The following is a 23,971-nucleotide window of genomic DNA, read 5'->3' on the forward strand; positions in this document are numbered from 1 at the left end:
CGGTCAACCCTTATCTCTTATTTTATCAAGCAGGGCGTTTAATAATGTAGCATCTTCTTCAGAAAGGTTTTCAAGAATGGCGTCCATTTTATCATGCTTTTGGTCTAATCTTTCAAGAACTTCTTTTCCATGCTCGGTTATAGAAATGTCTACCAACCTTTTGTCGGTAATTGAAGTTTTCTTATCAGCGAGGCCTTTTAAAACCAGCCGGTCAACAATACGGCTGGTATCGCTCATTTTATCAAGCATTCTTTCCCTTATCTGCAATGTTGAAATAGGCTGGGGAAATGAGCCACGCAGTATACGGAGAATATTAAATTGCTGGGGAGTGATATTTTCTATGTCAAAAAAAGCCTTCTGGCGCTCCATCATCCAGTTGTAAGTGTAAATCAAATTGATTGCACCCTTGTGGTGTTCATTCCTGAATTTAGCCTGTTTAATATCCTTCTCTAAAGACATTAGCGGATGTTTACCGCAAAAATAAATTTTTTAAGGGTAATTTTGCGTGTTATGCAACATACTACACAAAGCCAGCAGGATAAGGTAAATACAGGTGATTCATTATCAAACCTGGCAGAAACGTTGATTGGCTCAGAGATTATTAAGCTGAGTGGAGAAATAAAGGAAAAAATAAAACAGGGAAACAAGATCTATAACTTTACTATTGGAGATTTTGATCCTGCTATTTTCTCCATACCACCGGTGTTGGAAAATGAAATTATTGAAGCGTATAAACATCATTTTACCAATTATCCTGCAGCGGAGGGCAATGCTGATCTGCGTGAATCTATAGCTGCATTTTTAAAGGAAAAAGAAGGGTTGTTGTATGCGCCAGACGAAATTCTTGTAGCATCCGGCGGCAGGCCACTTATTTATGGTTTTTTCAGAACTGTTGCAGATAAGGGCGATAAGATAATTTATGCCGTGCCTTCGTGGAATAATAATCACTATACACATTTTGTAGAAGGCGTTCATTGTGAAGTTCAGGCAACTGCTGAAAACCATTTTATGCCATCTGCAAAAGACATTAAGCCGCATTTGCAGAACGCGGTAATCCTTGCGTTATGTTCCCCGCAAAACCCTACTGGCACTACCTTTCAGAAAGAAACACTGGAAGAGATATGCGATATGGTACTGGAGGAGAATAAGCAACGAACCGCAGGTCAAAAAAAATTATATGTGCTGTTTGACCAGATGTACTGGCAGCTTACTTACGGAGATATCAAACATTATGACCCTGTTTCATTACGAGCCGAGATGAAAGCATATACAGTATATGTAGATGCTATCAGTAAATGCTTTGCGGCTACAGGGGTAAGGGTAGGCTGGGCTATGGGGCCTGCAAAGATTATTAATAAGATGAAAGCGATATTATCGCATATAGGTGCATGGGCGCCTATGGCAGAGCAGAAAGCCGTAGCAAAATTTTTATTACAGAAAGAAGCCATGGATAAATATTTGCAGCATTTCAAATCGGAGGTATCTTTCAGGTTAGAAAAGATTTATGAAGGGTTTATGCAACTGAAGAAAGAAGGATTGCCGGTAGATGCCATAGCGCCACAGGCAGCAATTTATCTTACTATACAGGTAAATGCAGTGGGTAAAATGGCTGAAAATGGAACCAGGCTGCATGAACAAAAAGATGTTACAGATTATTTATTGAACGAAGCCGGATTGGCTGTTGTTCCTTTTTATGCATTTGGTGCACCTAAAAACTCAAGCTGGTACCGCCTTAGTGTAGGAACCTGTAAAAAAGAGGAAATAAACAGCATGCTCCAGGCGTTGAGTAATGCATTAAAGAAGTTGAAATAAATTTCAGCTTCTCACAAACTATGATAAAACAATATACTATGAAACAACTTGTGAGATTTTTATTGCCTGCCTGTATATTGCTGTTTTTTACCGGCTGTGAAACAGCGCAACAGGTGCTGGGCTCAATGAATACAGGAAGTGGAGCATTAAGCTCAACTGAAATTGCTTCCGGCTTAAAAGAAGCGTTGAGTATAGGTACACAAAACAGTACAGGCCGTTTGTCGGCAGTTGATGGCTTTTTTAGTAATGCAGCTATCAAAATATTATTACCCGAAGAAGCTGTGAAAGTAGAAAGTACCTTACGCAATATTGGTTTGGGAAGTTTGGTGGATAAAGCTATTCTTTCTATGAACAGGGCAGCCGAAGAGGCTTCTAAAGAAGCTACCCCGATTTTTGTAAATGCCATAAAAGAAATGACAATAACTGATGCCCTGGGTATTTTAAAAGGCGATGACTATGCGGCTACTGATTATTTTAAAAGCAAAACTACTGCTCCGCTTACCAATGCATTTAAACCTGTAATTGAAAAAGCATTGGCTAAAACCAACGCTACAAAATACTGGAGCGATGTATTTTCAGCATACAATAAATTTACTGCCAGGCCTATAAATCCCGATTTGTCTGGTTATGTAACAGAAAAATCTTTGAGCGGTATTTTTTATGAAGTAAGTTTGGAAGAACAAAAAATCAGAAAAGATCCCGCCGCAAGGGTTACTGAATTGCTTAAGAAAGTTTTTGGATAGTAATAATGCTGCGGGGTATATATTTAGTAATATGCTACGCAGACAATTTATACAACAAAGCACACTTGCAGCAGCAGGTATAGCAGCATCTGGTAAACTATATGCAGGTAAACCAGATTTTCCGGTAGTGCGAATAGCTGAATCAGAAAGAAAATTCAGGAGCGCAGCTGTTGAAAAAACGATTGCCGAAGTAAAAAAGAATATTGGCAATAAAGAAATCGCCTGGCTGTTTGAAAATTGTTTTCCCAATACGCTTGATACAACTGTTGTACATAAAACCATAGATGATAAGCCTGATACTTTTGTAATTACCGGTGATATTCATGCCATGTGGTTGCGCGACAGCACCGCGCAGGTATGGCCATATATTTCATTGATAAAGGAAGATAAGGCATTGCAACAACTGGTAGCCGGTGTTATCAACCGGCAGAATGCCTGTATTATTATTGATCCGTATGCCAATGCTTTTAATGATGGTCCTACCGGCAGTGAGTGGGATAAAGATCATACCGCAATGAAGCCGGAACTGCATGAGAGAAAATGGGAGATTGATTCATTATGTTACCCGGTAAGGCTTGCATATCATTACTGGAAAATTACGGGTGACAGTTCACCATTTGATGAGAGATGGAAACAAGCTATGCAGCTCATTGTAAAAACATTCAGGGAGCAGCAGCGCAAAAAAGATAAAGGCCCATATACTTTTGGCAGAACTACATCGTGGTCTACAGATACAGTACCGGGCAATGGTTATGGTAATCCTGTAAAGCCGGTTGGTTTGATTGTGTCTGTTTTCCGTCCTTCAGATGATGCTACTATATTTCCATTCCTTGTTCCTGCCAATTTTTTCGCAGTTGCATCGCTGCGGCAATTGGCTGAAATGAACAGGGCTATAGTAAAGGATGAAACATTTGCAAAGGAATGCAGTGCTTTTGCTGATGAGGTGGAAAAAGCACTGCAGCAGTATGCTGTTGCTGCACATTCAACCTTTGGTAAGATATATGCCTATGAAGTTGATGGTTTCGGCAATCATTTATTTATGGATGATAGTAACGTACCCAGTTTGTTAGCCCTGCCTTATTTCAGCCAGTTAAAATCAAGTGATCCTGTATACCAGAATACCCGTCGCTTTGTATTGAGTGATGGTAATCCTTATTTTTTCAAAGGCTTGGCAGGCGAAGGTGTAGGCAGTCCGCATACACTGGTAGATAATATCTGGCCTATAGGTGTTACCATCCGCGGGCTTACCAGCAATAGTGATGCTGAAATAAAAGAATGTCTTTCAATACTCCAAAAAACACATGCCGGTACAGGGTTTATGCATGAGAGCTTCAATAAAGATGACGCTTCAAAATTCACCCGTAAATGGTTTGCCTGGGCAAATACATTGTTCGGAGAGTTTGTGTTGAAAACCTATAGAGAAAAGCCTTATCTGCTGAGATGATTAAGAAAGAAATTATCTTCAAAACGTAGATACTGATATTTAAGAAATATAGGATAATGTAAAGCAAAACCTATGAGCTTACTAAAAAATATTTTTGCTAAAAAAGATGAGCTGATCAGGAACTATACCGATTTCTGGAACTGGTTTCAAAAGCAGGAAAGTAATTTTCATGCTGTTGTAAAACATCAAAAGAATATTGAAAAAGGCTTTTTCAATAAAATATCCCCCAAACTTTCAGAACTGCGGGAAGGGTATTTTTACTTAACCGGCATGTATGATGATGATACCGTTGAATTAATTTTCACTGCTGACGGTAACATTAAAAATATTGTATTTGTTGAAGAGTTAGTGGATCACGCACCCAGGATGAATGGATGGAAGTTCACAGCACTTAAACCATCGCTTGATACCCGGAATGTTAATATAAATATGTCGGGCTATACATTTAACAGCGAGAATTTATTCTTTTATTCAAACGATTTACCCGGTTATCCAGATGAAGTTGATATTGCTATTGTCCATAGTGAATTGAACGATATCAATAAGGAACAAATCACCAACGGGATTTATATTTTTCTTGATAATTATTTGGGTGAACTTGATTTTGCAAATAACATTGATAATATAGAGGTGGTTAACCCGGCTAAGGCTGAAAAAGAACTTATTCCTATTGAGAAGCTTAAAGATTTTTTAAACTGGAGACAAAAAGAATTTATTGAAAAATATGATGGCATTCGATATGATACGAATGATGATGAGCTCTCAATTTTAGAGGCCAAACTGGAAAGCGGTTATATGTTGATTGCTGTAATTAATACTCAACTTCTTTCCTGGAGTAATAAGGCATCGCATCCATGGATTGCTGTTATAACAATCCAATATGATGGCAGCAGGCATAATGGAATGCCGGATGACAAGGACTACGAAAAGCTAAATGAACTTGAGGATACTATCATGAAAGAATTAGCAGACAAAGACGGCTATCTTAATATTGGAAGGCAAACAGCAAAAAATGAAAGAGAAATTTATTTTGCCTGTAAAGATTTCCGGAAGCCATCAAAGCTGTTATATAAAGTACAAAAACAATTTGAAAAAAACTTTGCAATAACATTCGATATCTACAAAGATAAATACTGGCGTTCTTTTGAGCGGTTTGAGACACATTAATTATTGAAAGCTTAAGTCCTGATTGTTAAAGAACTTCTGCAGAAGTTTTGAATAATAGTATTAAAAACGAAAATAGCCATGAGTAAATCATGGCTATTTTCATTTTATGATTTTCGGTTTTACTGCTTCACTAATTTCAGCTCATTAATAATATTTGAAGCGCCGCCTAATTTATCAATACACCACAGCACATATCGCACGTCTACACAAATGGTTCTGTTCAGATCTTTATCAAAAGCCAGCTTATGGCTCAGGGCTTCATAGTTTCCGTCAAAAGCCAATCCTATAAGGTTGCCTGTTCCATCAATTACAGGAGAGCCTGAATTACCGCCCGTAATATCATTGGTTGTAATAAAACATACAACCAGGTCATTTATTCTTTTATCAATGTACTGTCCAAAATCTTTTTTCTTTACAAGGTCAATCAATTTTGCAGGCAGGTCAAACTGGTAATCTCCGGGAATATATTTTTCTAAAACGCCTTTCATAGTAGTAGCGTAATCGTATTTTACCCCATCCTTTGGAGAATAACTCTTTACGTTTCCATAGCTTACTCTCATAGTGAATGTAGCGTCAGGGTACATTTTCTTTTTCGGGTCCATCTGCATAATGCCTTTCAGGTATAGTCGTCCCAGGTCGTTATTCTTTAATACAAATTGCTGGAAAAAGTTGTCGTATTTGTTCAGGTAATTTTTTACAAATCCGCCTGCATAAGCATAAGCCGGATCGTTTTGAAGCGTTACCGCATCCGGTTTTTGTATAAATGCCTGCCATTTGGCATCATTCAACAGCATGGTATTACTGAAAACAGCAGTTGCCCATTTTTTGTAAGTGTCAGGTTCTTTCAGATCCCCATAGGCAGATTTCAGGGTCTCATAAAAGCCGATAGGATGCTGGTTTTTATCGATGTCGTTGTAAAACATCTGGCAGGTTGCTGCCAGTATACGCTGATCTGAAATTTTGTTTTCATCTGCAAGAAAAGCTTTTCTTGCATTGCCGGCTGCTTCTAGATCCTGCTTAACTATTGCTGCATCCACGCCATTCTTCACCATATCATTTTCCAGCTTAATTAATGTGGCTGCAAATTTTGCGAGCGGTGAGCCGAGTACGCCTTCGTATATGTATACACGATGTTTTGCATAAGGTCTCCATGCATCATATACTTTTGGCCATTCTGTGAAAATATTTTCAAATTCCGGTTTGCCTTTAGCCCATTGCTGAAATGCAGCTTCTTCCGCCTGCTTCTTTTCATATATCTGGTATTTCAATAGCTGCTTTGTTTCGCCGTCATAAAACTTCCAGTAATTGGCAATGCTGGCATAGCTTGAAGCCAGTTGAAGCTTGACAGCAGGATCATTTTTCATCTGCTCAAACATGGCTTTCAGTCTTACATCGCGTAAGCCAACAAGACTGGGATTATTGATATCTGTAGCAAGCCTGATACCATATGAAGTTTCGTAGCGGTTAGTGCTGCCGGGGTAGCCATATATCATGGCATAATCGCCGTCTTTAAAACCTTTAATGGAAACAGGTAAAAAATATTTTGGCTTCAGCGGAATGTTTTCTGCGGAATGAGCAGAGGGCTTGCCATCTTTACCTGCATATACCCTGAACACAGAAAAGTCGCCTGTATGGCGGGGCCATTCCCAGTTATCAGTATCTCCGCCAAATTTACCAACACTTTCCGGCGGCGCGGCTACCAGGCGTATGTCGGTATAGCGTTGATATACAAAAACCAGGAACTGGTTATTTTTGAAAAGTGGGCTTACCCTTGCTTCAATATTTTGCGAAGGATCGGAATATTGCTGGTTAAACTGGCTGATCAACTCAGCTTGTTTTTTAGAGCGGTCGTTTGCAGACAGTCCTTCCAGTTGCGGCGCTATCTTGTCGGTTACATCCTCAATCTTCAACAGGAATTGAACACTGAGTTCCTTAGCAGGAATTTCCTGTGATTTATTTAATGCCCAAAAGCCATCGCGCAGGTAATTATTGTTTACGCTGCTGGCAGCTGCTATGGCGGCATAGCCACAGTGGTGATTGGTGAATATCAATCCTTCATTACTTACTATTTCGCCTGTGCATCCTCCCCCGAATATTATAATGGCATCTTTAATAGATGATTTATTAACGCTGTATAATTGTTCAGGAGTGAGTTTTAAGCCGCGTTTCACCATATCGGCATATACCTGCTTGCCAAGTAAAAGCGGCAACCACATGCCTTCATCTGCATAAGATTTGCAGAAGGTAATAACTAATAGTAGTGAGGCAAATATTTTCTTCATGATTTCAATTTTTACTAAACAAACCTACGTAAAGTAAAAATTGAAAATGCCCGGAAGTGGAAAATTTATGAGGAATTTGCCGGGCGGATAATAATTCATATCCGCCCGTAATCCTTTTCAGGCGAGCGTATTAATTATACTTTCTTAATAACTACATCTTCCACAACACGTGTTTCAGTTGTAATTTCAAAACTTTCAGTGTAGTTATTCTTTTTATCACTGATAGTGAAGATAACTTTACCTGAATCTGTTTTAGGCAAAGAGAATTTTTTGTCAAAAGTGTTGTCGGTATAAGCGCTCTGGAAAAGCGTTACGCCATCTGCATCTTTTATAGTAACAAAAAATTTAGAAGCATTTACATTATTGTATTTTACATTGAAGAACAAAGTTTGATTCTGTGAGCCAATGTATTTTACACTTGCTGCTTCATCTGCAGGATCAACTGATTTTATACCTGCTGTAGCGGGAATAGTAACTGCTGCGATTGCAACCACTAAAAGGGATTTGCGTACTGCTGAAAAAATGCCTGTTTTCATATAATATGTGTTTTGTTTACTTCTTTTGATGGAAGCAATACGTAGATGTAATTGTGTTAGAACTTCGTTGGCAAACCTGTTAGATATGGCGAAGAGTTAGTGGATGGCATTGATGGCAAAAGTGTGGCAAAACTTAATCGAAAGAAAGCCTGTTGGCTGTTTTACGGGTTGATGATTGCCAGGAAGCAATCCTGAATTGATAACGCAAATGTACAAAATAATATTGCTTGTAAACGCAAAATTTAATAAACTGTACAAATTTTTGCAATTTTTTCAGAATATAAAGCAGAAAAATAGAATTTGGTAACATAAAATTAATATTTGAATAAATGGTATTTGTTGGTGGCGTGGCAGAGGTTGCGTAAGGGATAATAAAAAATTCAGCGTATGATGCGATTTGATTTTTAACCTCAAAGAGGCGAGAAGATTACACAAAGACACACTAAGAAACCGATAGTTGACATAAATCCTGCATGCTTTACAGAATGAATTGCGTGGGTTATTCTGTAACGCCTTCAAGAGAAAACAAAAATGCATATTCAAGCGCTATATCTTTCAGGTAATCAAACCTGCCCGAAGCGCCGCCATGACCAAAGTTCATATTGGTATGCAGTAATAAAATATTATTATCTGTTTTCATTACACGTAACCTGGCTACCCATTTTGCAGGTTCAAAATATTGCACCTGGCTGTCATGCAATCCTGTTGTTACCAGCATATTCGGATAGTCTTTCTTCTCAATATTTTCATAAGGAGAATATGATTTCATATAATCATACGCTTCTTTGTTCTCCGGGTTACCCCATTCATCATATTCATTGGTAGTAAGCGGTATACCTGCATCAAGCATTGTATTAACAACATCAACAAAAGGAACCTGTGCTATTATTCCATTCCAAAGGTCAGGTGCCATATTGGCAACAGCGCCCATCAGCAAGCCACCGGCGCTTCCGCCCTGGGCATATAAATGCCCTTTCAAAGTATATTTCTGATCAATGAGATATTGTCCGCAATCAATAAAGTCAGTAAATGTATTTTTCTTATTCATCATCTTACCATCTTCATACCAGCTGCGCCCCATTTCCTGCCCGCCGCGTATATGCGCTATAGCAAATACAAAACCCCTGTTCAGTAAGCTTAAACGGTTAGCGCTGAAAGTGGCGTCCATACTATAGCCATAAGAACCGTAAGCATATAACAGCAGCGGAGCTGAACCATCTTTTGCATAACCTTTTTTATAAACCAGTGATATAGGAATTTTAGTACCATCTTTGGCTGTAGCATACAATCTTTCAGAAACATACCCGGCAGGGTTATAACCGCCTACAATTTCCTGTTGCTTCATCAGCTTTTTTTCTTTGGTATCCATATTATAGTCGTATACCGAATTAGGTGTAGTAAGCGAGGTGTAGTTATACCTGAGCACGTTTGTATTAAATTCAGGGTTGCCTGTGGTTGTTGCATCGTATACCGGCTCGCCAAAATCAATATAATAATCTTCACCTGATGGGAGTTTTTTTACTCTGAACTGGATAAGCCCGTTTTTTCTTTCTGTAATAACAATACGGTCTTTAAACACATCTATGCCTTCCAGCAAAACATCTGTTCTGTGCGGAATTACTTCTTTCCATTCGGGGCTGTTTGTTTTATCCAACCCACATTCCATTAACCTGAAATTTTTTGCGTAGAGGTTGGTAGTAATGTAAAATTTATCGCCCAGATGGTCTACGCTGTATAGTACTTCTTTAAGGCGGGGTTGAAATATTTTAAAGGTTGCTTCAGGCTCATCTGATTTAATAAAAAATTTTTCAGTGGAAAGCGTAGCCTGCGATGAAATAAAGATGAATTTCCCGGATTTTGTTTTGCTTACACCAATATAATTTGATGGGTCTTTTTCTTCATAAACGGTTACATCGGTTGAAGCATTGGCGCCCAGCTTATGGCGGTTTATTTTTTCTGATAATAATGTTGTGGGATTATTTTGGGTATAGAACAGGGTTTTGTTGTCATTAGCCCATACAGAGCCGCCGCTGGTTCCCTTTATCCTGTCCTCGTAAATCTCTCCTGTTTCAAGGTTCTTAATGTGAATAGTATATTGCCTGCGGGATACTGTATCAACACCAAAAGCCAGTAATTTATTATCATCACTGATGTTGAAACCGCCTGCAGCATAGTATGGATGTTCTTTGGCCAGTTCATCCACATCCAATAATATTTCTTCGGGTGCGTCAAGACTTCCTTTTTTTCTGCAATATTTATAGTATTCCTTTCCGTCTTCGGTGCGGGTATAATAGTAATAACCATTTTTGAAAACAGGTACAGATTCATCCTTCTTTTTTATTCTTCCTTTCATTTCATTATACAAATGCTCTCTCAGCACTTTGGAGCCGCTCATCATAGTATCGAGGTAAGCGTTTTCCTCCTCCAGGTATTTTACTACAGCAGCACTATCCGGTCCCTTTTTGAAATAATCATTCAACCAGTAATAATTATCAGCTACGGTGTCATTATGAACAATGCGTATGTGCTCTTTAACGGGGGCTACCGGTGGCTTAATGCCCTGCGGCCATTCAATACTTACCATTTTCTCTTTTGTTTGAGTATTACATGCTATAATAAAAATACTTACAGATATTGTAATGATTGATAATGATCGCTTCATATCAATATATTTTTGTTTAATAAATATGGCAGTGTAAAATGAGGCAAATTGCAAAGAATACAATTACTAAGTTTTGTCGATTGATTTCAGACAAGCGATTTTTCCTGCAGATATCGGGTCAGGCGTTGAACGTAATCGTTACATTTTCTTTGGACAGGGTTCTTATTGCTTCAATAATAGCAGCTGTATCATAACCGGCTTCTTTTTGCAGTTCTTTAGGCGTACCGTGTTCAATTACTTCATCAGGAATACCTAATATTTTTACATTGGCAGTATAGCCGTGTGCTGCCATAAATTCAAGCACTGCGCTGCCAAAACCACCGGTAACTGTGCCGTCTTCAACCGTGATGATCTTATCAAATTTTTTAAACACTTCGTGAAGCAACATTTCATCAAGCGGCTTTGCAAAACGCATATCATAATGTGCGGGAGTAATGCCTTCAGTTCTTAATTCGCGAATGGCAGCAGCGGCAAAATTACCAGGATGGCCGAGTGTGAGTATAGCGATATCTGTACCATCTTTTAATTTTCTTCCTGTGCCGATAGTGATTTCCTGCATTTCCCTTTTCCAGTCTGGCATTACGCCTTCTCCGCGGGGATAGCGGATCACAAAAGGATGTTCGGTAGAATCCAACTGCGCGGTATACATTAAGTTGCGCAGTTCAGCTTCATTCATCGGGGCGCTTACAATCATATTGGGTATACAGCGCATGTATGCAATATCATAGGCGCCGTGATGGGTTGCGCCATCTTCTCCTACCAAACCAGCTCTGTCGAGACAGAAAACTACCGGCAGGTTTTGTATTGCCACATCATGCACCACCTGGTCGTATGCCCTTTGCATAAACGAGGAATAAATATTACAAAATACTCTTAATCCCTGTGTAGCCATTCCTGCGCTAAGTGTAACTGCATGCTGCTCACATATACCTACATCCAGGGCACGGTCAGGCATTTTCTCCATCATAAATTTTAATGAAGAGCCTGATGGCATAGCAGGCGTAATGCCGAATATTTTATCGTTCTTCTCGGCCAGCTCAATAATGGTATGTCCAAAAACATCCTGGTATTTTGGCGGCTGTGGAAGATCAAATTTCTTTTTATATATCTCACCGGTTATTTTATCAAACAAACCCGGCGCATGCCATTTGGTTTGATCCTTTTCTGCAAGCGCATAGCCCTTACCCTTTACCGTTAGTATATGTAAAAGTTTTGGGCCGGGTATTTTTTTAAGATCCTGTAAGATGTCAACAAGCTTGGTGACATTATGCCCGTCTATCGGTCCAAAGTAGCGCAGGTTCAGCGCTTCAAACAGGTTGCTGCTTTTATTGATAAATCCTTTTATACTATGCTCAAGCTTGCTGGCCATTTCGCGGGTAAAAGTTTTGCCTACAGGCAGCTTACCCAGCGCATTCCATATATCATCTTTAAATTTGTTGTAGGTATGAGAGGCAGTAATATCGGTAAGATATTCTCTTAATGCGCCAACATTCTGATCAATGCTCATGCAATTATCGTTCAGGATGATCAGCATATCCGCATCTGCCACACCTGCATGATTCATTCCTTCAAAAGCAAGCCCGGCTGTCATAGCGCCATCTCCTATAATGGCAACAGATTTCCGGTCTTCACCTTTGTATTTGGCAGCAATAGCCATTCCCAGCGCTGCAGAAATAGAGGTAGAAGAGTGCCCTACGCCAAAGCTGTCGTATTCGCTTTCCCATCTCCTTGGAAAACCGCTTAAACCATTATATTTTCTGTTGGTATAAAAATTATCTCTTCTGCCGGTTAAAATTTTATGTCCGTATGCCTGGTGACCTACATCCCAAACCAATTGATCATATGGAGTATTAAAAACATAATGTAATGCTACTGATAGTTCAACAACGCCAAGGCTGGCGCCGAAATGACCGCCATGAACGCTTACCACGTCAATAATATATTGACGTAGTTCTTCACTCACCTGCAATAATTGATCTTTGGTTAGCTTTTTAAGATCCTGCGGGTTATTGATCTGCTGTAAAAGAGGTCCTGGTGTTATGTCCATTTACGTGGTTTAAAATGCTAACAAAAATAATATTAAAATGTTACTTAAGAAGGGAATTCTGTAAGATGGAGGCATCTCTGGTATTGGCAGCAGGATGCCAAACTTAAAGCTTTTAGCTTGATAGCACTTATCTTCAGGGCTGGCAATCTTAAATAGTAATTAGATTGATTATCAATAAAATGCGATTCGTGAGCCTGTAATTGTATGCCGCTAAGCCAATTATACAGCCATTAGTAATACATTATTTCTGGCAGAGTGGGGAAATCTTTAGATTTGATCATGCAATTAAAATTGTCGAAATACTGGTTGTGCCAGATATGCGGTTGGGGTGGTGTGGCGCTGATTAATATTTTTTTGGAATATACATATGGTGAGGGCGTTTCATGGAAGTTTTTTGGCCGGCTTGTAATTGTGTTGGGGCTGGGTATACCCATTACTCATATCATCAGGAATATTATTGTGAGCAGGAACTGGCTGACACTCCCTTTTGATAAAATGGTATTACGGCTTTTTCTTACACTTGTGGCCGGCAGTTTTATTTATTCCTTTTGCACTTTAAGTTTATTTGAAATACTGAATCTTTCAGAAGTTACGCATAGCCGTCGTCCTTTCTTTGATCGTGTGATCATCAGGTTTTTTGATAGTATTATTATTTTGATGGTTTGGGTATTATTGTATTACATGTATCATTATTTCCAGAAAAATAAAAAGCAGGAAGTAGATACATTCCGCCTGCAATCGCTGGTAAAGGAGCTTGAATTAAAAACGATTAAATCTCATATCAACCCTCATTTTATTTTTAATTCGTTAAATAGCATCAGGGCCCTTGTTGATGAAAACCCCGAACGTGCAAGAAGGGCTATAACAGAGTTAAGCAATATTTTACGGAGCAGTATGCAAACGGAGAAGATGGAAACAGTGCCGCTTGAACAGGAATTGAGTATTGTGAAAGATTACCTGGCGCTGGAACAAATGCGTTTTGAAGAAAGGCTCAGAGTTAATTTTACAATTGATGAAGACACACTAAACCAGCCTATTCCACCTATGATGCTTCAAACACTTGCTGAAAACGCTATTAAACACGGTGTGAGTAAACAAATGGATGGCGGTATTGTAACCATCATTTCTGATTTTGTAGATGATCATCATGAAATAATCATCCGTAACAGCGGGGTGTTGAATGGTCATGCGGAATACAAAGGGTTTGGATTACAGAGTACGCATGACAGATTGAATTTACTTTTTGGTACCAAAGCAGTATTTACCATAAAAGATATTCCGGGAAATATGGTAGAAGCGAAAGTTATTATGCCAATCAGCGGCATCACACGATAAATACAAAAGTATATGACAAAGAGAGCCATTATAATAGATGATGAAAGACTTGCAAGAACTGAATTAAAGAAACTGTTGCAGGATCACCCTGAAATTGAAGTAATAGCAGAAGCCGCAAACGCTAATGAGGGAATTGAAAAAATTGAGCAGATGACACCTGACCTGGTTTTTCTTGATATACAAATGCCGGGCAAAACCGGGTTTGATTTACTAACCGAGCTGGATAAGCTGCCACAGGTAATATTTACTACAGCTTACGATGAGTATGCCCTGAAAGCATTTGAAGTGAATGCGCTTGATTATTTACTGAAGCCTGTAGAGCCTAAAAGACTTGCCGATGCTATACAAAAATTAGAAGACAGTGATGAGCGGGAACCGGTTATATCAAACCTCAATACCCAGGTAAATGTACCTAACCGGGGTATACTCGGGGAGAATGACCAGGTATTTGTGAAAGATGGAGAACGCTGCTGGTTTGTAAAACTAAATGAGATCCGTTTGTTTGAAAGTGTTGGTAATTACGCGAAAGTGTTTTTCAGTACGCACAAACCATTGATATTAAAATCACTCAATGCCCTGGAAGAGCGGCTTGACGAAAAAGTTTTCTTCCGTGCCAACCGCAAACATATTGTAAACCTGAGAATGATTGAAAGAGTAGAGCCGTATTTCAATGGAGGTTTATTGCTCGAAATTAAAGGTGGCGAAAAAATAGAAGTGAGCAGGAGACAGGCAGTGAAGTTTAAGGAGATGATGAGCCTGTAGGTAATTTTAGAATGCGGCAATTTGAAAATTTGAAAATGGGGGATTGAATGTGGAAATGTGAGAATGTGGAGATGTGAGAGTGTGACATCGCCTTTGTGGTTTTCTTTGTGTAAACCTTTGTGCCACTTTGAGTCAAAAAAACTTCTTACATATAATAAATTAAAACCGGCCTGCGTCAGCCCAACCTCAAATTTCAAATCTCAAATTTCCCTATCTTGCCATCGCAACTATCGCAGCATGAAAAAAATCATTATACCGGCGCTTACATTATTATTGGTTTACAATGCACAGGCGCAAAAGATCAATAAAATAATCAGTGAAAAAAAAGTAAGGAAAATTGAGACAACATTATCCTCTGATGCGATGGGCGGCAGAGGATTATTTTCCAGGGGACTGGATATGGCTGCGGATTTTATAACTGCGGGATTTAAAAGTGCAGGATTACAACCCGTAAACGATAACGGAAGTTATTTCCAGGAATTTGAAGTGGTTGAAGCAAATCAAACAGATGCAAGAGGAGCATTGAACGGGAAGGATATTGATGCTAAAAATATTTTTGCGCTTACTTCGGCTGAAGAGCTGGCGGTTGATGCTGAATCCGGGTATGAACTGGCAACAATTACAGCAAGCGATAAGTTGCTCAACAATGCATACAGGTATATGCTATCCGGGAAAAATTATATAGTATGGGTAGATACCGCACATGCTAAAAACTTTAATGCGCTCTCAAGGCTCAAGGGTGAGAGGTTCAGATCAAACAGTAGTGTAATACTTGTACTTACCCCGGAGCCGGCAAAAGAATTTTCCTTTTCTATTCATCATACCATTATTGAAAAGAAGCTGAAAAATGTAGTAGGCATATTGCCTGGCAAAAGCAAAAAAGATGAGTATGTAATTTTTTCCGGTCACTACGACCACCTGGGCATCGGAAAGCCAGATGCCAACGGCGATTCCATATATAACGGGGCAAATGATGATGCAGCAGGAACTACTGCGGTCATCATGTTATCAAAATATTTCAGCAAACTTAAAAATAATGAACGCACCATAGTTTTTGCTGCTTTTACAGCAGAAGAAAGCGGCGGATTTGGCTCACAATATTTCTCCAAACAATTTGATCCTGCAAAAGTGATGGCAATGTTTAATATCGAAATGATTGGTACAGAAAGCAAGTGGGGGAGGAATTCTGCCTATATCACCGGTTATGAAAAAACCGATATGGGAAAAATATTGGAGAAAAATTTACAGGGAACAGGATTTACATTTCACCCGGACCCGTATCCTGACCAGCAATTATTTTACCGCTCAGATAATGCCACGCTTGCAAGACTTGGTGTTCCGGCGCATACCATATCTACCTCTAAAATGGATAGCGAACCGTTTTATCATACACTTGATGATGAAGTGGAAACGCTTGATATAAAAAATATGGCCGAAATAATTAAAGCGATTGCATTAAGTTCAAAAACAATAGTAAGCGGAGAGGACACACCTTCCAGGGTTGACGCTACTCAACTGAGGTAGTATTAATTATTATTGTTTTCTTTTTCGTTATGCTGCCTGTTTACCTCTATGGTATCCATCAGTTCTTTTTTGTATTTATACCAGTTGTTGATTTCAGGAATGTATATCTCTGTATTTTCTTCTCCTACAAAAAGTTTATAATCAAACGAAGGATAACCGTATACAATATAGCCCGGGTAATACCAATGCATACCTTTTTCAACAGCATACTTTATTTTTAAAAGAATAAGATATTTTCCCAGGCTGAATTTTTTGTAAGAAGGATCGTAAAAGTTCATGATACCGGCAATACTGTTGTCGCCGTTGTCAAAAATACCTGCTGCAATTAATTTGCCTCCATCCCTGATCTCAATAACATTTGTTTCAAATGCGTTTACTTTTTCCTGTTCACCCCCGTAAAGCCAGTATTTCACAGATTCAGAATGATCAAATTTTATACCCGATCTGTAAAGTGTGTATAGGGTTTCTAACTCTTCTGTAAGCTCTATCGGCTTTATGGTAATATTGAAGCGGCTGTTTTGGGCAATTAATTTTTGTAGTTTTTTATTAATATTAAATTTCGAAAGATTGTACCTCAACCAAAAAACATTATAGATACTCTCGTTAAGTATGATGTATTTGGTTGTAAAAATGCTTTGATGCATGCGATACCATCCCTGAGACAGGAATGTATCAAGTTGGCTGCCGTTGAGTTTATTTGGGTTGTGGTATGCCGGAAATTCCATTTATGGAATTTACAATTTTGTAACGCTATATTAAAATTCCCTAATAAAAATAATATAAAAGAGAAATTGAGTATCAGGTATTAGCTGATTTTTTAATCTGGTTATCTCAAAATTGCTTAATTAAAAAGCAGGATACAGTTTTTGGATGCGTTCTATCCATTCGTTTATAACACCCGGGGTAATATCCTTGGCTGCCAAATTTGCAAGGCTGAACCTTATGGTGCGATTTTTTTGTTTGTTTGAAACAAAAATAAAATTTCCTGCAAGGCAAATGCTGTAATCCTCAAGTCCGGCCGGCGACTCTATATATTTAAAGTTGCTGGTATTGGTGAGAGCTTCAAAATCTGTGAGCACACTAATGTTATTCATACTGCAAAATTAAATGAAATAGCAAGAAAACGTTTAAAGTATATTATTACTTATCACTTAAAGAAAATTTAATTTTACACATTATTCTATACCTGCTACTTTCATTTGCATGCTGTAAACAGATTCAGATGCTGTGATAAACAGGAACTTTCTATTTTTCCCACCAAAGCAAATATTGCCCACCCAATTAGAGGGAACAGGAATATTACCTATCCTGAAACCAGAAGCATCGTATACTGTTACCCCTTTTCCGGTTATATAAAGATTACCTTTTGTATCAAGTGTCATTCCATCAGAGCCTTCTGGCGCAAATAAATTCCGTTCAGAAAGTGTGCCATCTTTTTTAATATTATATTTATATATTTTGCTGTCACCAATATCTGCTACGTATAAATACCTGCCATCGGGTGTGCCTACTATACCATTGGGCTGAACAAACTGATCATCAACCATAATCGGTATTTTTTTACCTGCAGGCAAATAGTATAATTTTTTACCATTCATTTCCGGTTTTTTTCTCGTCCAGTAGTCCCGTTGGTAATATGGATCTGTGAAATATATTCCACCTTTTGCATCTATCCACAAATCATTCGGGCCATTTAATTTTTTGCCTTCAAAGCTGCTGAGCAATACCTTTACCTTTTTATCCGGCGATATTGACCACAACTCATTATTTTCATCAGCGCAGGAAATAATATTTCCTTTTTTATCGAAAAACAAGCCGTTTGATCTTCCGGTTTTATCCATAAACAAAGACAAGTTCCCGTTGATGTCATATTTCCATATTTTATCATTCGGCTGATCCGTGAAATAAATATCTCCCTGCTTATTAACAGCCGGACCTTCGGTAAAGGAAAACTGATCTGAGATTTTAATTAAACCTGCAGTTGGATCTATCAGCGAATCCAGCGTTTGCTGCGCATGAACTTTCTGCACTAAAAACAAAAGGGCAAACATTAGTTTTAAAACAGTGTTGGTATATCTTGCCATAACAACTAAACTTTTGTTACAAGATACAGAATAGTACAGATGAAAACTACTGGAGAAACTTTATGAGATGGGGTTGAAATGAGGTGAATGCGAGGATGTCCGTCCTTTCGACCGAGCAACACGGGCACTATGCTTTAATCACATTTACGCGAGGGAGAAAACTGCCGGGCTTTGGTACTAATGCTCAACTTTTGTACTACTGCCCAACGGATTTCTCTCCCGCCGCAATATGCACTTAGTTCAAGCTTCATGAGGCGGGATCGAAAGGAGAGGTTGTGCGTCATCTCGAACGAGCAACACGGAGATGGTGCTTTAATCACTCTTACGCGAGTGAGAGATCTGCCAGGCTGGAGTACTAATGCTCAACTTCTGCACTATAGCCCAACGGATTTACCTTCGGTGAGAAAGTTCTCTCCCGCCACAACATGCTCTTAATTCAAACTTCGTGAGGCGGGATTCGAAATGACGGATGCGGGCATCGTCTATAACTTTAAGCGATCTTTTGTAATTGCGTTAATCTCCGGTATACACTTTCTTCAATTTCAATTAAATCGTAGTGATTGCCCCTTTCCACTATTTGTCCATCCTGCAGAATGATGATTTCATCAGCTTCTATAATAGTACTTAACCTGTGCGCAATCACGAGTGTGGTTCTGCCCTTCATCAGGTTATTAAGCGCATCCTGAACAAGTCTTTCCGATTCGGTATCCAAAGCAGAGGTAGCTTCGTCAAGAATAAGTATCGATGGATTTTTGAAAACCGCTCTTGCTATACTTAACCGTTGCCGCTGTCCCCCGGATAAGCGGATACCCCTGTCGCCGATGGTCGTATTATAACCGTCTTCAGTTTCCATAATAAAGTCATGTGCATTGGCCACTTTAGCGGCATGTATCACATCTTCCATACTTGCACCGGGCATACCCAGTGCTATATTATTAAATATGGTATCGTTGAATAATATAATTTCCTGGGTAACAAAACTCATGTGACTGCGTAAAGATTCCATTTTATAATCTTTCACATTTATACCATCAACCAATACTTCACCGCCGGTTACATCATAAAATCTCGGTATCAGATCCGCGATAGTTGACTTGCCAACACCCGAAGGACCAACCAATGCAACCGTTTTACCTTTCTCTATTACAAGATCAATATTTTTTAATACCTGCTTCTCTGTATAACCAAAAGAAACATCTTTTAATACTATGCTATCTTTAAATCTTTTTAATTCTACAGCATCAGGTTTATCTGCAATTTCAACCGGCTTATCCAGTATTTCCAAAATACGTTCTCCGGATGCCTGTCCTAACTGAATATTAGATAAGGCTACCACAATTGCTTTTGCCGGACGAATAACCTGTGAAAAAATAGCGATGAATGCTATGAAAGAGCTTGCCTGGAGGCCACTGTTGGCAGACAGTACCAGCCCGCCGCCATATACCAAAATACAGGCCACCACCATCACTCCCGCCGCTTCCGAAAATGACGGAGCAAGTTCTCTTTTCCTGAAACTGGCAAGACTTGCTTTTCGATAAAAATCATTTTCCCGGGCAAAGCGTTTTATAATAAAGTTAGTTGCGTTGAATGACCGGATGATACGCATACCCATCAGCGTTTCGTCAATCATGGTAAGTAATCTTCCGGCAGAAGCCTGTACATCTTTCGCTTCTTTCTTTAATTTTTTTGTAATGGCTGCAATGGCAAATGCAGAGATTGGAATAATAATTAAAGTGAAAATGGTAAGCTTGGCAGATATGGCAAACAAGCCGATAAAATATCCTATTAATAATGAGGGCTCTTTAAACAATACTTCAAGCGAGCTTGATGCTGCGCTTTCCACACCATATACATCTGTATTAAGCCTTGAGATCAGGTCACCTTTATGTTCTTTGGTAAAGTAACCTAAATGAAGGCGATTTACTTTTTCAAACAAGGCTTCTCTTAATCTTTTCACCAATAAGGTGCGTGTATTAATAAGGCAACGTTGTGCCATATAGCGGCATACATTGGTAAATATAACTGAAAGCACAATGGTGGCTGCAAGAAAGTACAGCGCATGTGCGGGGTTATGCAGTTTAAAGTCATAAATAAGATAGTAGAAATAATCTTTGAAAAATCCTGCGGAAAGTGCAAAGTCCGGGGCAGTGGCATATTTTGCTGCGTCGACCGCATCTACAGGATTAAAAAGAAAATTTAACAAAGGGATGATCAGCGCAAATTGAAATACGCTGAAAAAAGCAGCTCCAAGGGTGAAGATAGAAAATGGTAATATAAATTTTCCAAGGGGCCGTGCATATGCAAAAAGTCTTCTGTATGTCTTCATTTGTTTTTTAAAATTTAATAAAGCGAACGGTATACATTCAGGTATTCCGATGCTGCTTTATCCCAGCAAAAATTTTCACTATGCTGCAGGATAGCCTGCCGCATTTTGTTTTCTTCATATTCACGCATTCCTTTATTGAAAACATGCTGTATATGAGATGCAGAAAAATCGCGGAAGTAGAAAGCAAGATTGCTGCCAATTTCCGGCAAGGCGGTTTTATCTGAAAGAAAAACAGGTTTGCCAACAGACATTGCTTCTGTAACAGGCAATCCAAAACCTTCTGCTATAGACGGTAATGCAAATGCAAAACAATTGCGGTAATACCACGATTTTTCGTGTTCGTTAATGTTTCCGAGCAAACGTAAATTTTCGTCTACTTTTAATTTTCTTGCAAGCGAGCGAATAAAGTGAAGGTAATGCGAGTCATCATGCCTGCCTGCGATCAACAACTCCATATCGCGATATTGCTTCAGCAACGGTAATAACACATGAAAATTCTTTTTTCGGCAGACGCTGCCAAGAGAAAAAAGAAACTTGCCGGCAGGCTTATATGACTGGTCTGTTAAAGCAGGCTCAGCAAGATGGTTGGTACCATTATATATTACGTGCAAAGGTTTATTTCCGGTGTTTGTATGGGTAAGTACATCTTTCCGGCAAAAATCTGAAATACATACAATAGCATCACTGCGGTCAATATTTTTTTGAAGATGTTTAAGGTGTTTTGCGCGTTTAGCTTCTGTTTTTTCTTCGTGTAAAAAATTAAGATCATGAATAGTTAATACAACCTTAATTTTTTTATTACGCTCGGGTAAGTAGTGAGAGCCCTGGTATGTTGCATGCCATACATCATATCCTTTTAATGAAGGCATAAAAAATTTTTGCAGCGAATGCTGGTTTAAATGTGCATGCTGAAATCCTAAATAATGTTGTACGGCAGGAGGTGAAAAAAAAGTTATTTCCTCGTGATTGTTCTCACGGGATTTTTTTTCTATACTTTTTCCGAGGCTCATGCAATAGTGATACAATCCTGTATTCACATACTTCATCCTCTCACAATCAAAAATGATTTGTTTCATAAAGAAATTGTTAATATTTCTCCGCTATGGCAGGCGACTCGGGAGTCGGGTGGGACTATGGGCGGCAGAACAATTGTATTAAACAAAATTCGTACCTAAGGTTATTAAAAGTATTTGTGACATCACACATGGCATTATCGTTGCATTGTTATTTAAAAATGAAAATTTTATTTTAACAACAGCAATCTCTAGTTTCGTATAATCTTCAATCAATCGCAACACACCTCTATGTCTTCAATAATTTTAGATTGTGATTTAATGAATCATCCAAACTCCGGTTTGTATCATTATTGTCTTAACATCGGATTAAGAGTAAATCAACAATTGGAAAGAGAACGTAAAGAGCCTATGAAAATGTATGTGCCGAAAGCAGAAAAATTTTCATTTGCTAAACCTTCTCATACTATTGTTGAAAAGTCGTGGCATAAATTTTTTAAACCATTCATGATAGGTTGTAAAGTTTGGCATGCTCCTTTTCAATCAGGAAGAATTGTGCCAGATAAAAAAAGTTATCCTGATGTTAAAGTATTACTTACGATACATGATCTTAATCCTTTGCATGAGGGTAAACCCTTAGAAGAGCAAAAAAAAAGTATAGCACATACACAATCCCTGATTGACAGAAGTGATGCTATTGTATGCATATCAGAATTTACAAAAGCAGATGTATTACAAAATTGTAATACCGGCAACAAGCCATTATATGTAATACACAATGGTATACATCGCGTAAATATTCCTTCTCAAACAAAATCGCCGGAAAGAAAAATTGAACGCCCGTTTATTTTTGGAATGGGATATGTAAATACAAAGAAAAACTACCACGTATTATTACCATTGCTGAAGCATAATCCGGGTATAGAAATGGTGATAGCCGGCAGGTTAGATGAACCGGATTATATTGAAACAATACACAAAACGGCGGCAAAAATGGGCGTATCAGAGCGCTTGCATCTTACCGGGCCGGTATCAGAAGATGATAAAGCATGGTACCTGAGTAACTGTATGGCATTTGTGCATCCATCTCTTGCAGAAGGGTTTGGCGCACCGGTTGTAGAAGCAATGCTTTTTGGTAAACCTTTATTTTTATCAAACCTAACTTCTTTGCCTGAAATAGGCGGTGATGCTGCATTTTATTTTAATGGTTTTGATGATGAACACATGCAGGCAGTTTTTAAAGATGGTATGCAGCGCTTTCATAATGAGAATATGTCGTCTATAGTAATCAATCGCGGTAAATTTTTTGATTGGGAAAAAAGTGCGGCGCAGTATTTGAAAGTATATCAGTCATTATTATGATAGCTTATTTATTTTAACCATGAGTGAAAGAATCTGGAGCAATACCCTGATTTACGATACGCCTAAAAGGAAATCTGAACTATGCAAGGCTAAAGATTTTTATGCTGAATGGTATAAAAAATGGGCAGCTGAGTTAAATGAACCTGTTCGGTTCCACAGAAAACAATGGGAGTTTATTTACATCATGCAGGCACTCTGGGAGCGGGACTGTATAAAAAAAGGAAAACGCGGATTAGTATTTGCTGTGGGAACAGAACCCCTGCCATCTGTTTTTGCCAGGCATGGATGTAGTATACTGGCTACAGATATTTTTCCCGAGGAAGGAAAAAAGAAAGGATGGGAAACAGGGAACCAACTATGTTTTGGATTAGAGTCGCTTAATACACGTAATTTAATTGACAATGAAACTTTACATAAGTATATATCTTACAAGCCTGTTGATATGAATATGATTCCCGGCGATTTAAAGGGGTTTGATTTTAACTGGTCAAGTTGCTCCTTTGAGCATTTGGGGGCTATTGATAAAGGATTTAATTTTTTAGAAGATCAGCTGAAAACCTTAAAACCCGGTGGCTGGGCTGTGCATACAACAGAATATAATTTAACCGCTAACGACAAAACCTTAGAAACGGGAGATACTGTAATATACCGCCACAGGGATATTGAGGAAATTGTTGCACGGTTACGGAAAAAAGGGCACTTTGTAGAAGAGCTTGATTATTCTATCGGCGGCTTACCTGAAGATTTTGACGTGGATGTATTACCTCATCTGCAAAAAACACATTTAAAACTTCAGATTAATGAATTTGTTGTGACATCTATTGGTCTTATTATTCGAAAGAAAAAAAATTTTTTTTAGCAATATTTCCGAA

At 38.6% G+C, this 23,971-nt stretch carries 19 protein-coding genes; 9 read left to right on the forward strand and 10 right to left on the reverse strand.

What is annotated here, in order from left to right; genetic code table 11:
* Nucleotides 1–3 precede the first annotated feature (3 nt).
* Complete coding sequence (locus DC498_RS15135) at nt 4–459, reverse strand: MarR family winged helix-turn-helix transcriptional regulator (protein ID WP_116875013.1); 456 nt, start codon at nt 457–459, stop codon at nt 4–6.
* A gap of 51 nt (nt 460–510) precedes the next feature.
* On the opposite strand from DC498_RS15135, the gene DC498_RS15140 reads away from it, so the two are divergent.
* From DC498_RS15140 to DC498_RS15155, 4 genes are all read left to right on the forward strand, one after another.
* Complete coding sequence (locus tag DC498_RS15140; protein ID WP_116875048.1) at nt 511–1,812, forward strand: pyridoxal phosphate-dependent aminotransferase; 1,302 nt, start codon at nt 511–513, stop codon at nt 1,810–1,812.
* Between the two features lie 38 nt (nt 1,813–1,850).
* The gene (locus DC498_RS15145; RefSeq protein ID WP_116875049.1) at nt 1,851–2,555 is read left to right on the forward strand and encodes a DUF4197 domain-containing protein; all 705 of its coding nucleotides are present in this window, start codon (nt 1,851–1,853) and stop codon (nt 2,553–2,555) included.
* Between the two features lie 31 nt (nt 2,556–2,586).
* On the forward strand, nt 2,587–3,999 hold the full coding sequence (locus tag DC498_RS15150; RefSeq protein ID WP_116875014.1) for a glycoside hydrolase family 125 protein: 1,413 nt from the start codon (nt 2,587–2,589) through the stop codon (nt 3,997–3,999).
* Nucleotides 4,000–4,071: 72 nt separating this feature from the next.
* On the forward strand, nt 4,072–5,166 hold the full coding sequence (locus DC498_RS15155) for a DUF695 domain-containing protein (protein WP_116875015.1): 1,095 nt from the start codon (nt 4,072–4,074) through the stop codon (nt 5,164–5,166).
* A gap of 119 nt (nt 5,167–5,285) precedes the next feature.
* On the opposite strand, the gene DC498_RS15160 is transcribed toward DC498_RS15155, so the two are convergent.
* The 4 genes from DC498_RS15160 to dxs form a co-directional block, all read right to left on the reverse strand.
* Complete coding sequence (locus DC498_RS15160) at nt 5,286–7,448, reverse strand: S46 family peptidase (RefSeq protein ID WP_116875016.1); 2,163 nt, start codon at nt 7,446–7,448, stop codon at nt 5,286–5,288.
* Nucleotides 7,449–7,582: 134 nt separating this feature from the next.
* Complete coding sequence (locus DC498_RS15165; RefSeq protein ID WP_116875017.1) at nt 7,583–7,984, reverse strand: hypothetical protein; 402 nt, start codon at nt 7,982–7,984, stop codon at nt 7,583–7,585.
* A gap of 499 nt (nt 7,985–8,483) precedes the next feature.
* Nucleotides 8,484–10,646: a S9 family peptidase gene (locus DC498_RS15170; protein ID WP_116875050.1), complete on the reverse strand. Its 2,163-nt coding sequence runs from the start codon at nt 10,644–10,646 to the stop codon at nt 8,484–8,486.
* Nucleotides 10,647–10,764: 118 nt separating this feature from the next.
* The gene (gene dxs / locus DC498_RS15175; RefSeq protein WP_116875018.1) at nt 10,765–12,693 is read right to left on the reverse strand and encodes a 1-deoxy-D-xylulose-5-phosphate synthase; all 1,929 of its coding nucleotides are present in this window, start codon (nt 12,691–12,693) and stop codon (nt 10,765–10,767) included.
* Nucleotides 12,694–12,972: 279 nt separating this feature from the next.
* Here dxs and DC498_RS15180 point away from each other — a divergent pair, with 279 nt between their 5' ends.
* The 3 genes from DC498_RS15180 (at nt 12,973) to DC498_RS15190 (ending at nt 16,314) form a co-directional block, all read left to right on the forward strand.
* Nucleotides 12,973–14,028, forward strand: coding sequence for a sensor histidine kinase (locus tag DC498_RS15180; RefSeq protein WP_116875051.1), 1,056 nt, complete (start codon nt 12,973–12,975; stop codon nt 14,026–14,028).
* A 12-nt stretch (nt 14,029–14,040) separates the two neighbouring features.
* Entirely contained in the window at nt 14,041–14,790 is a 750-nt protein-coding gene (locus DC498_RS15185; RefSeq protein WP_116875019.1) for a LytR/AlgR family response regulator transcription factor, read from the forward strand.
* Between the two features lie 237 nt (nt 14,791–15,027).
* Nucleotides 15,028–16,314 carry a M28 family peptidase gene (locus DC498_RS15190; protein WP_116875020.1) on the forward strand — a complete coding sequence of 429 codons (1,287 nt, stop codon included), beginning with the start codon at nt 15,028–15,030 and terminating at the stop codon, nt 16,312–16,314.
* Nucleotides 16,315–16,316: 2 nt separating this feature from the next.
* On the opposite strand, the gene DC498_RS15195 is transcribed toward DC498_RS15190, so the two are convergent.
* From DC498_RS15195 to DC498_RS15215, 5 genes are all read right to left on the reverse strand, one after another.
* Complete coding sequence (locus tag DC498_RS15195; RefSeq protein WP_116875021.1) at nt 16,317–17,039, reverse strand: GNAT family N-acetyltransferase; 723 nt, start codon at nt 17,037–17,039, stop codon at nt 16,317–16,319.
* Between the two features lie 120 nt (nt 17,040–17,159).
* Nucleotides 17,160–17,408: a hypothetical protein gene (locus DC498_RS15200; protein ID WP_116875022.1), complete on the reverse strand. Its 249-nt coding sequence runs from the start codon at nt 17,406–17,408 to the stop codon at nt 17,160–17,162.
* A gap of 81 nt (nt 17,409–17,489) precedes the next feature.
* Nucleotides 17,490–18,398: an SMP-30/gluconolactonase/LRE family protein gene (locus DC498_RS15205; protein ID WP_116875023.1), complete on the reverse strand. Its 909-nt coding sequence runs from the start codon at nt 18,396–18,398 to the stop codon at nt 17,490–17,492.
* Nucleotides 18,399–18,888: 490 nt separating this feature from the next.
* Nucleotides 18,889–20,724 carry an ABC transporter ATP-binding protein gene (locus DC498_RS15210; RefSeq protein ID WP_116875024.1) on the reverse strand — a complete coding sequence of 612 codons (1,836 nt, stop codon included), beginning with the start codon at nt 20,722–20,724 and terminating at the stop codon, nt 18,889–18,891.
* Between the two features lie 14 nt (nt 20,725–20,738).
* Entirely contained in the window at nt 20,739–21,800 is a 1,062-nt protein-coding gene (locus DC498_RS15215) for a glycosyltransferase family 4 protein (RefSeq protein ID WP_116875025.1), read from the reverse strand.
* Between the two features lie 258 nt (nt 21,801–22,058).
* On the opposite strand from DC498_RS15215, the gene DC498_RS15220 reads away from it, so the two are divergent.
* The gene (locus DC498_RS15220) at nt 22,059–23,099 is read left to right on the forward strand and encodes a glycosyltransferase family 4 protein (RefSeq protein ID WP_206197632.1); all 1,041 of its coding nucleotides are present in this window, start codon (nt 22,059–22,061) and stop codon (nt 23,097–23,099) included.
* Nucleotides 23,100–23,118: 19 nt separating this feature from the next.
* Nucleotides 23,119–23,958 (forward strand): SAM-dependent methyltransferase, encoded by an 840-nt coding sequence (locus DC498_RS15225; RefSeq protein WP_116875027.1) that lies wholly within the window; start codon nt 23,119–23,121, stop codon nt 23,956–23,958.
* Nucleotides 23,959–23,971: the final 13 nt, after the last annotated feature.

Source organism: Terrimonas sp. (assembly GCF_003075435.1).
Lineage (GTDB): Bacteria > Bacteroidota > Bacteroidia > Chitinophagales > Chitinophagaceae > Agriterribacter.

Coding starts and splice junctions, on each gene's coding strand:
- DC498_RS15135 (WP_116875013.1), bottom strand. CDS start 459: ATGTCTTTAGAGAAGGATATTAAACAGGCTAAATTCAGGAATGAACAC.
- DC498_RS15140 (WP_116875048.1), top strand. CDS start 511: ATGCAACATACTACACAAAGCCAGCAGGATAAGGTAAATACAGGTGAT.
- DC498_RS15145 (WP_116875049.1), top strand. CDS start 1,851: ATGAAACAACTTGTGAGATTTTTATTGCCTGCCTGTATATTGCTGTTT.
- DC498_RS15150 (WP_116875014.1), top strand. CDS start 2,587: ATGCTACGCAGACAATTTATACAACAAAGCACACTTGCAGCAGCAGGT.
- DC498_RS15155 (WP_116875015.1), top strand. CDS start 4,072: ATGAGCTTACTAAAAAATATTTTTGCTAAAAAAGATGAGCTGATCAGG.
- DC498_RS15160 (WP_116875016.1), bottom strand. CDS start 7,448: ATGAAGAAAATATTTGCCTCACTACTATTAGTTATTACCTTCTGCAAA.
- DC498_RS15165 (WP_116875017.1), bottom strand. CDS start 7,984: ATGAAAACAGGCATTTTTTCAGCAGTACGCAAATCCCTTTTAGTGGTT.
- DC498_RS15170 (WP_116875050.1), bottom strand. CDS start 10,646: ATGAAGCGATCATTATCAATCATTACAATATCTGTAAGTATTTTTATT.
- dxs (WP_116875018.1), bottom strand. CDS start 12,693: ATGGACATAACACCAGGACCTCTTTTACAGCAGATCAATAACCCGCAG.
- DC498_RS15180 (WP_116875051.1), top strand. CDS start 12,973: ATGCAATTAAAATTGTCGAAATACTGGTTGTGCCAGATATGCGGTTGG.
- DC498_RS15185 (WP_116875019.1), top strand. CDS start 14,041: ATGACAAAGAGAGCCATTATAATAGATGATGAAAGACTTGCAAGAACT.
- DC498_RS15190 (WP_116875020.1), top strand. CDS start 15,028: ATGAAAAAAATCATTATACCGGCGCTTACATTATTATTGGTTTACAAT.
- DC498_RS15195 (WP_116875021.1), bottom strand. CDS start 17,039: ATGGAATTTCCGGCATACCACAACCCAAATAAACTCAACGGCAGCCAA.
- DC498_RS15200 (WP_116875022.1), bottom strand. CDS start 17,408: ATGAATAACATTAGTGTGCTCACAGATTTTGAAGCTCTCACCAATACC.
- DC498_RS15205 (WP_116875023.1), bottom strand. CDS start 18,398: ATGGCAAGATATACCAACACTGTTTTAAAACTAATGTTTGCCCTTTTG.
- DC498_RS15210 (WP_116875024.1), bottom strand. CDS start 20,724: ATGAAGACATACAGAAGACTTTTTGCATATGCACGGCCCCTTGGAAAA.
- DC498_RS15215 (WP_116875025.1), bottom strand. CDS start 21,800: ATGAAACAAATCATTTTTGATTGTGAGAGGATGAAGTATGTGAATACA.
- DC498_RS15220 (WP_206197632.1), top strand. CDS start 22,059: ATGAATCATCCAAACTCCGGTTTGTATCATTATTGTCTTAACATCGGA.
- DC498_RS15225 (WP_116875027.1), top strand. CDS start 23,119: ATGAGTGAAAGAATCTGGAGCAATACCCTGATTTACGATACGCCTAAA.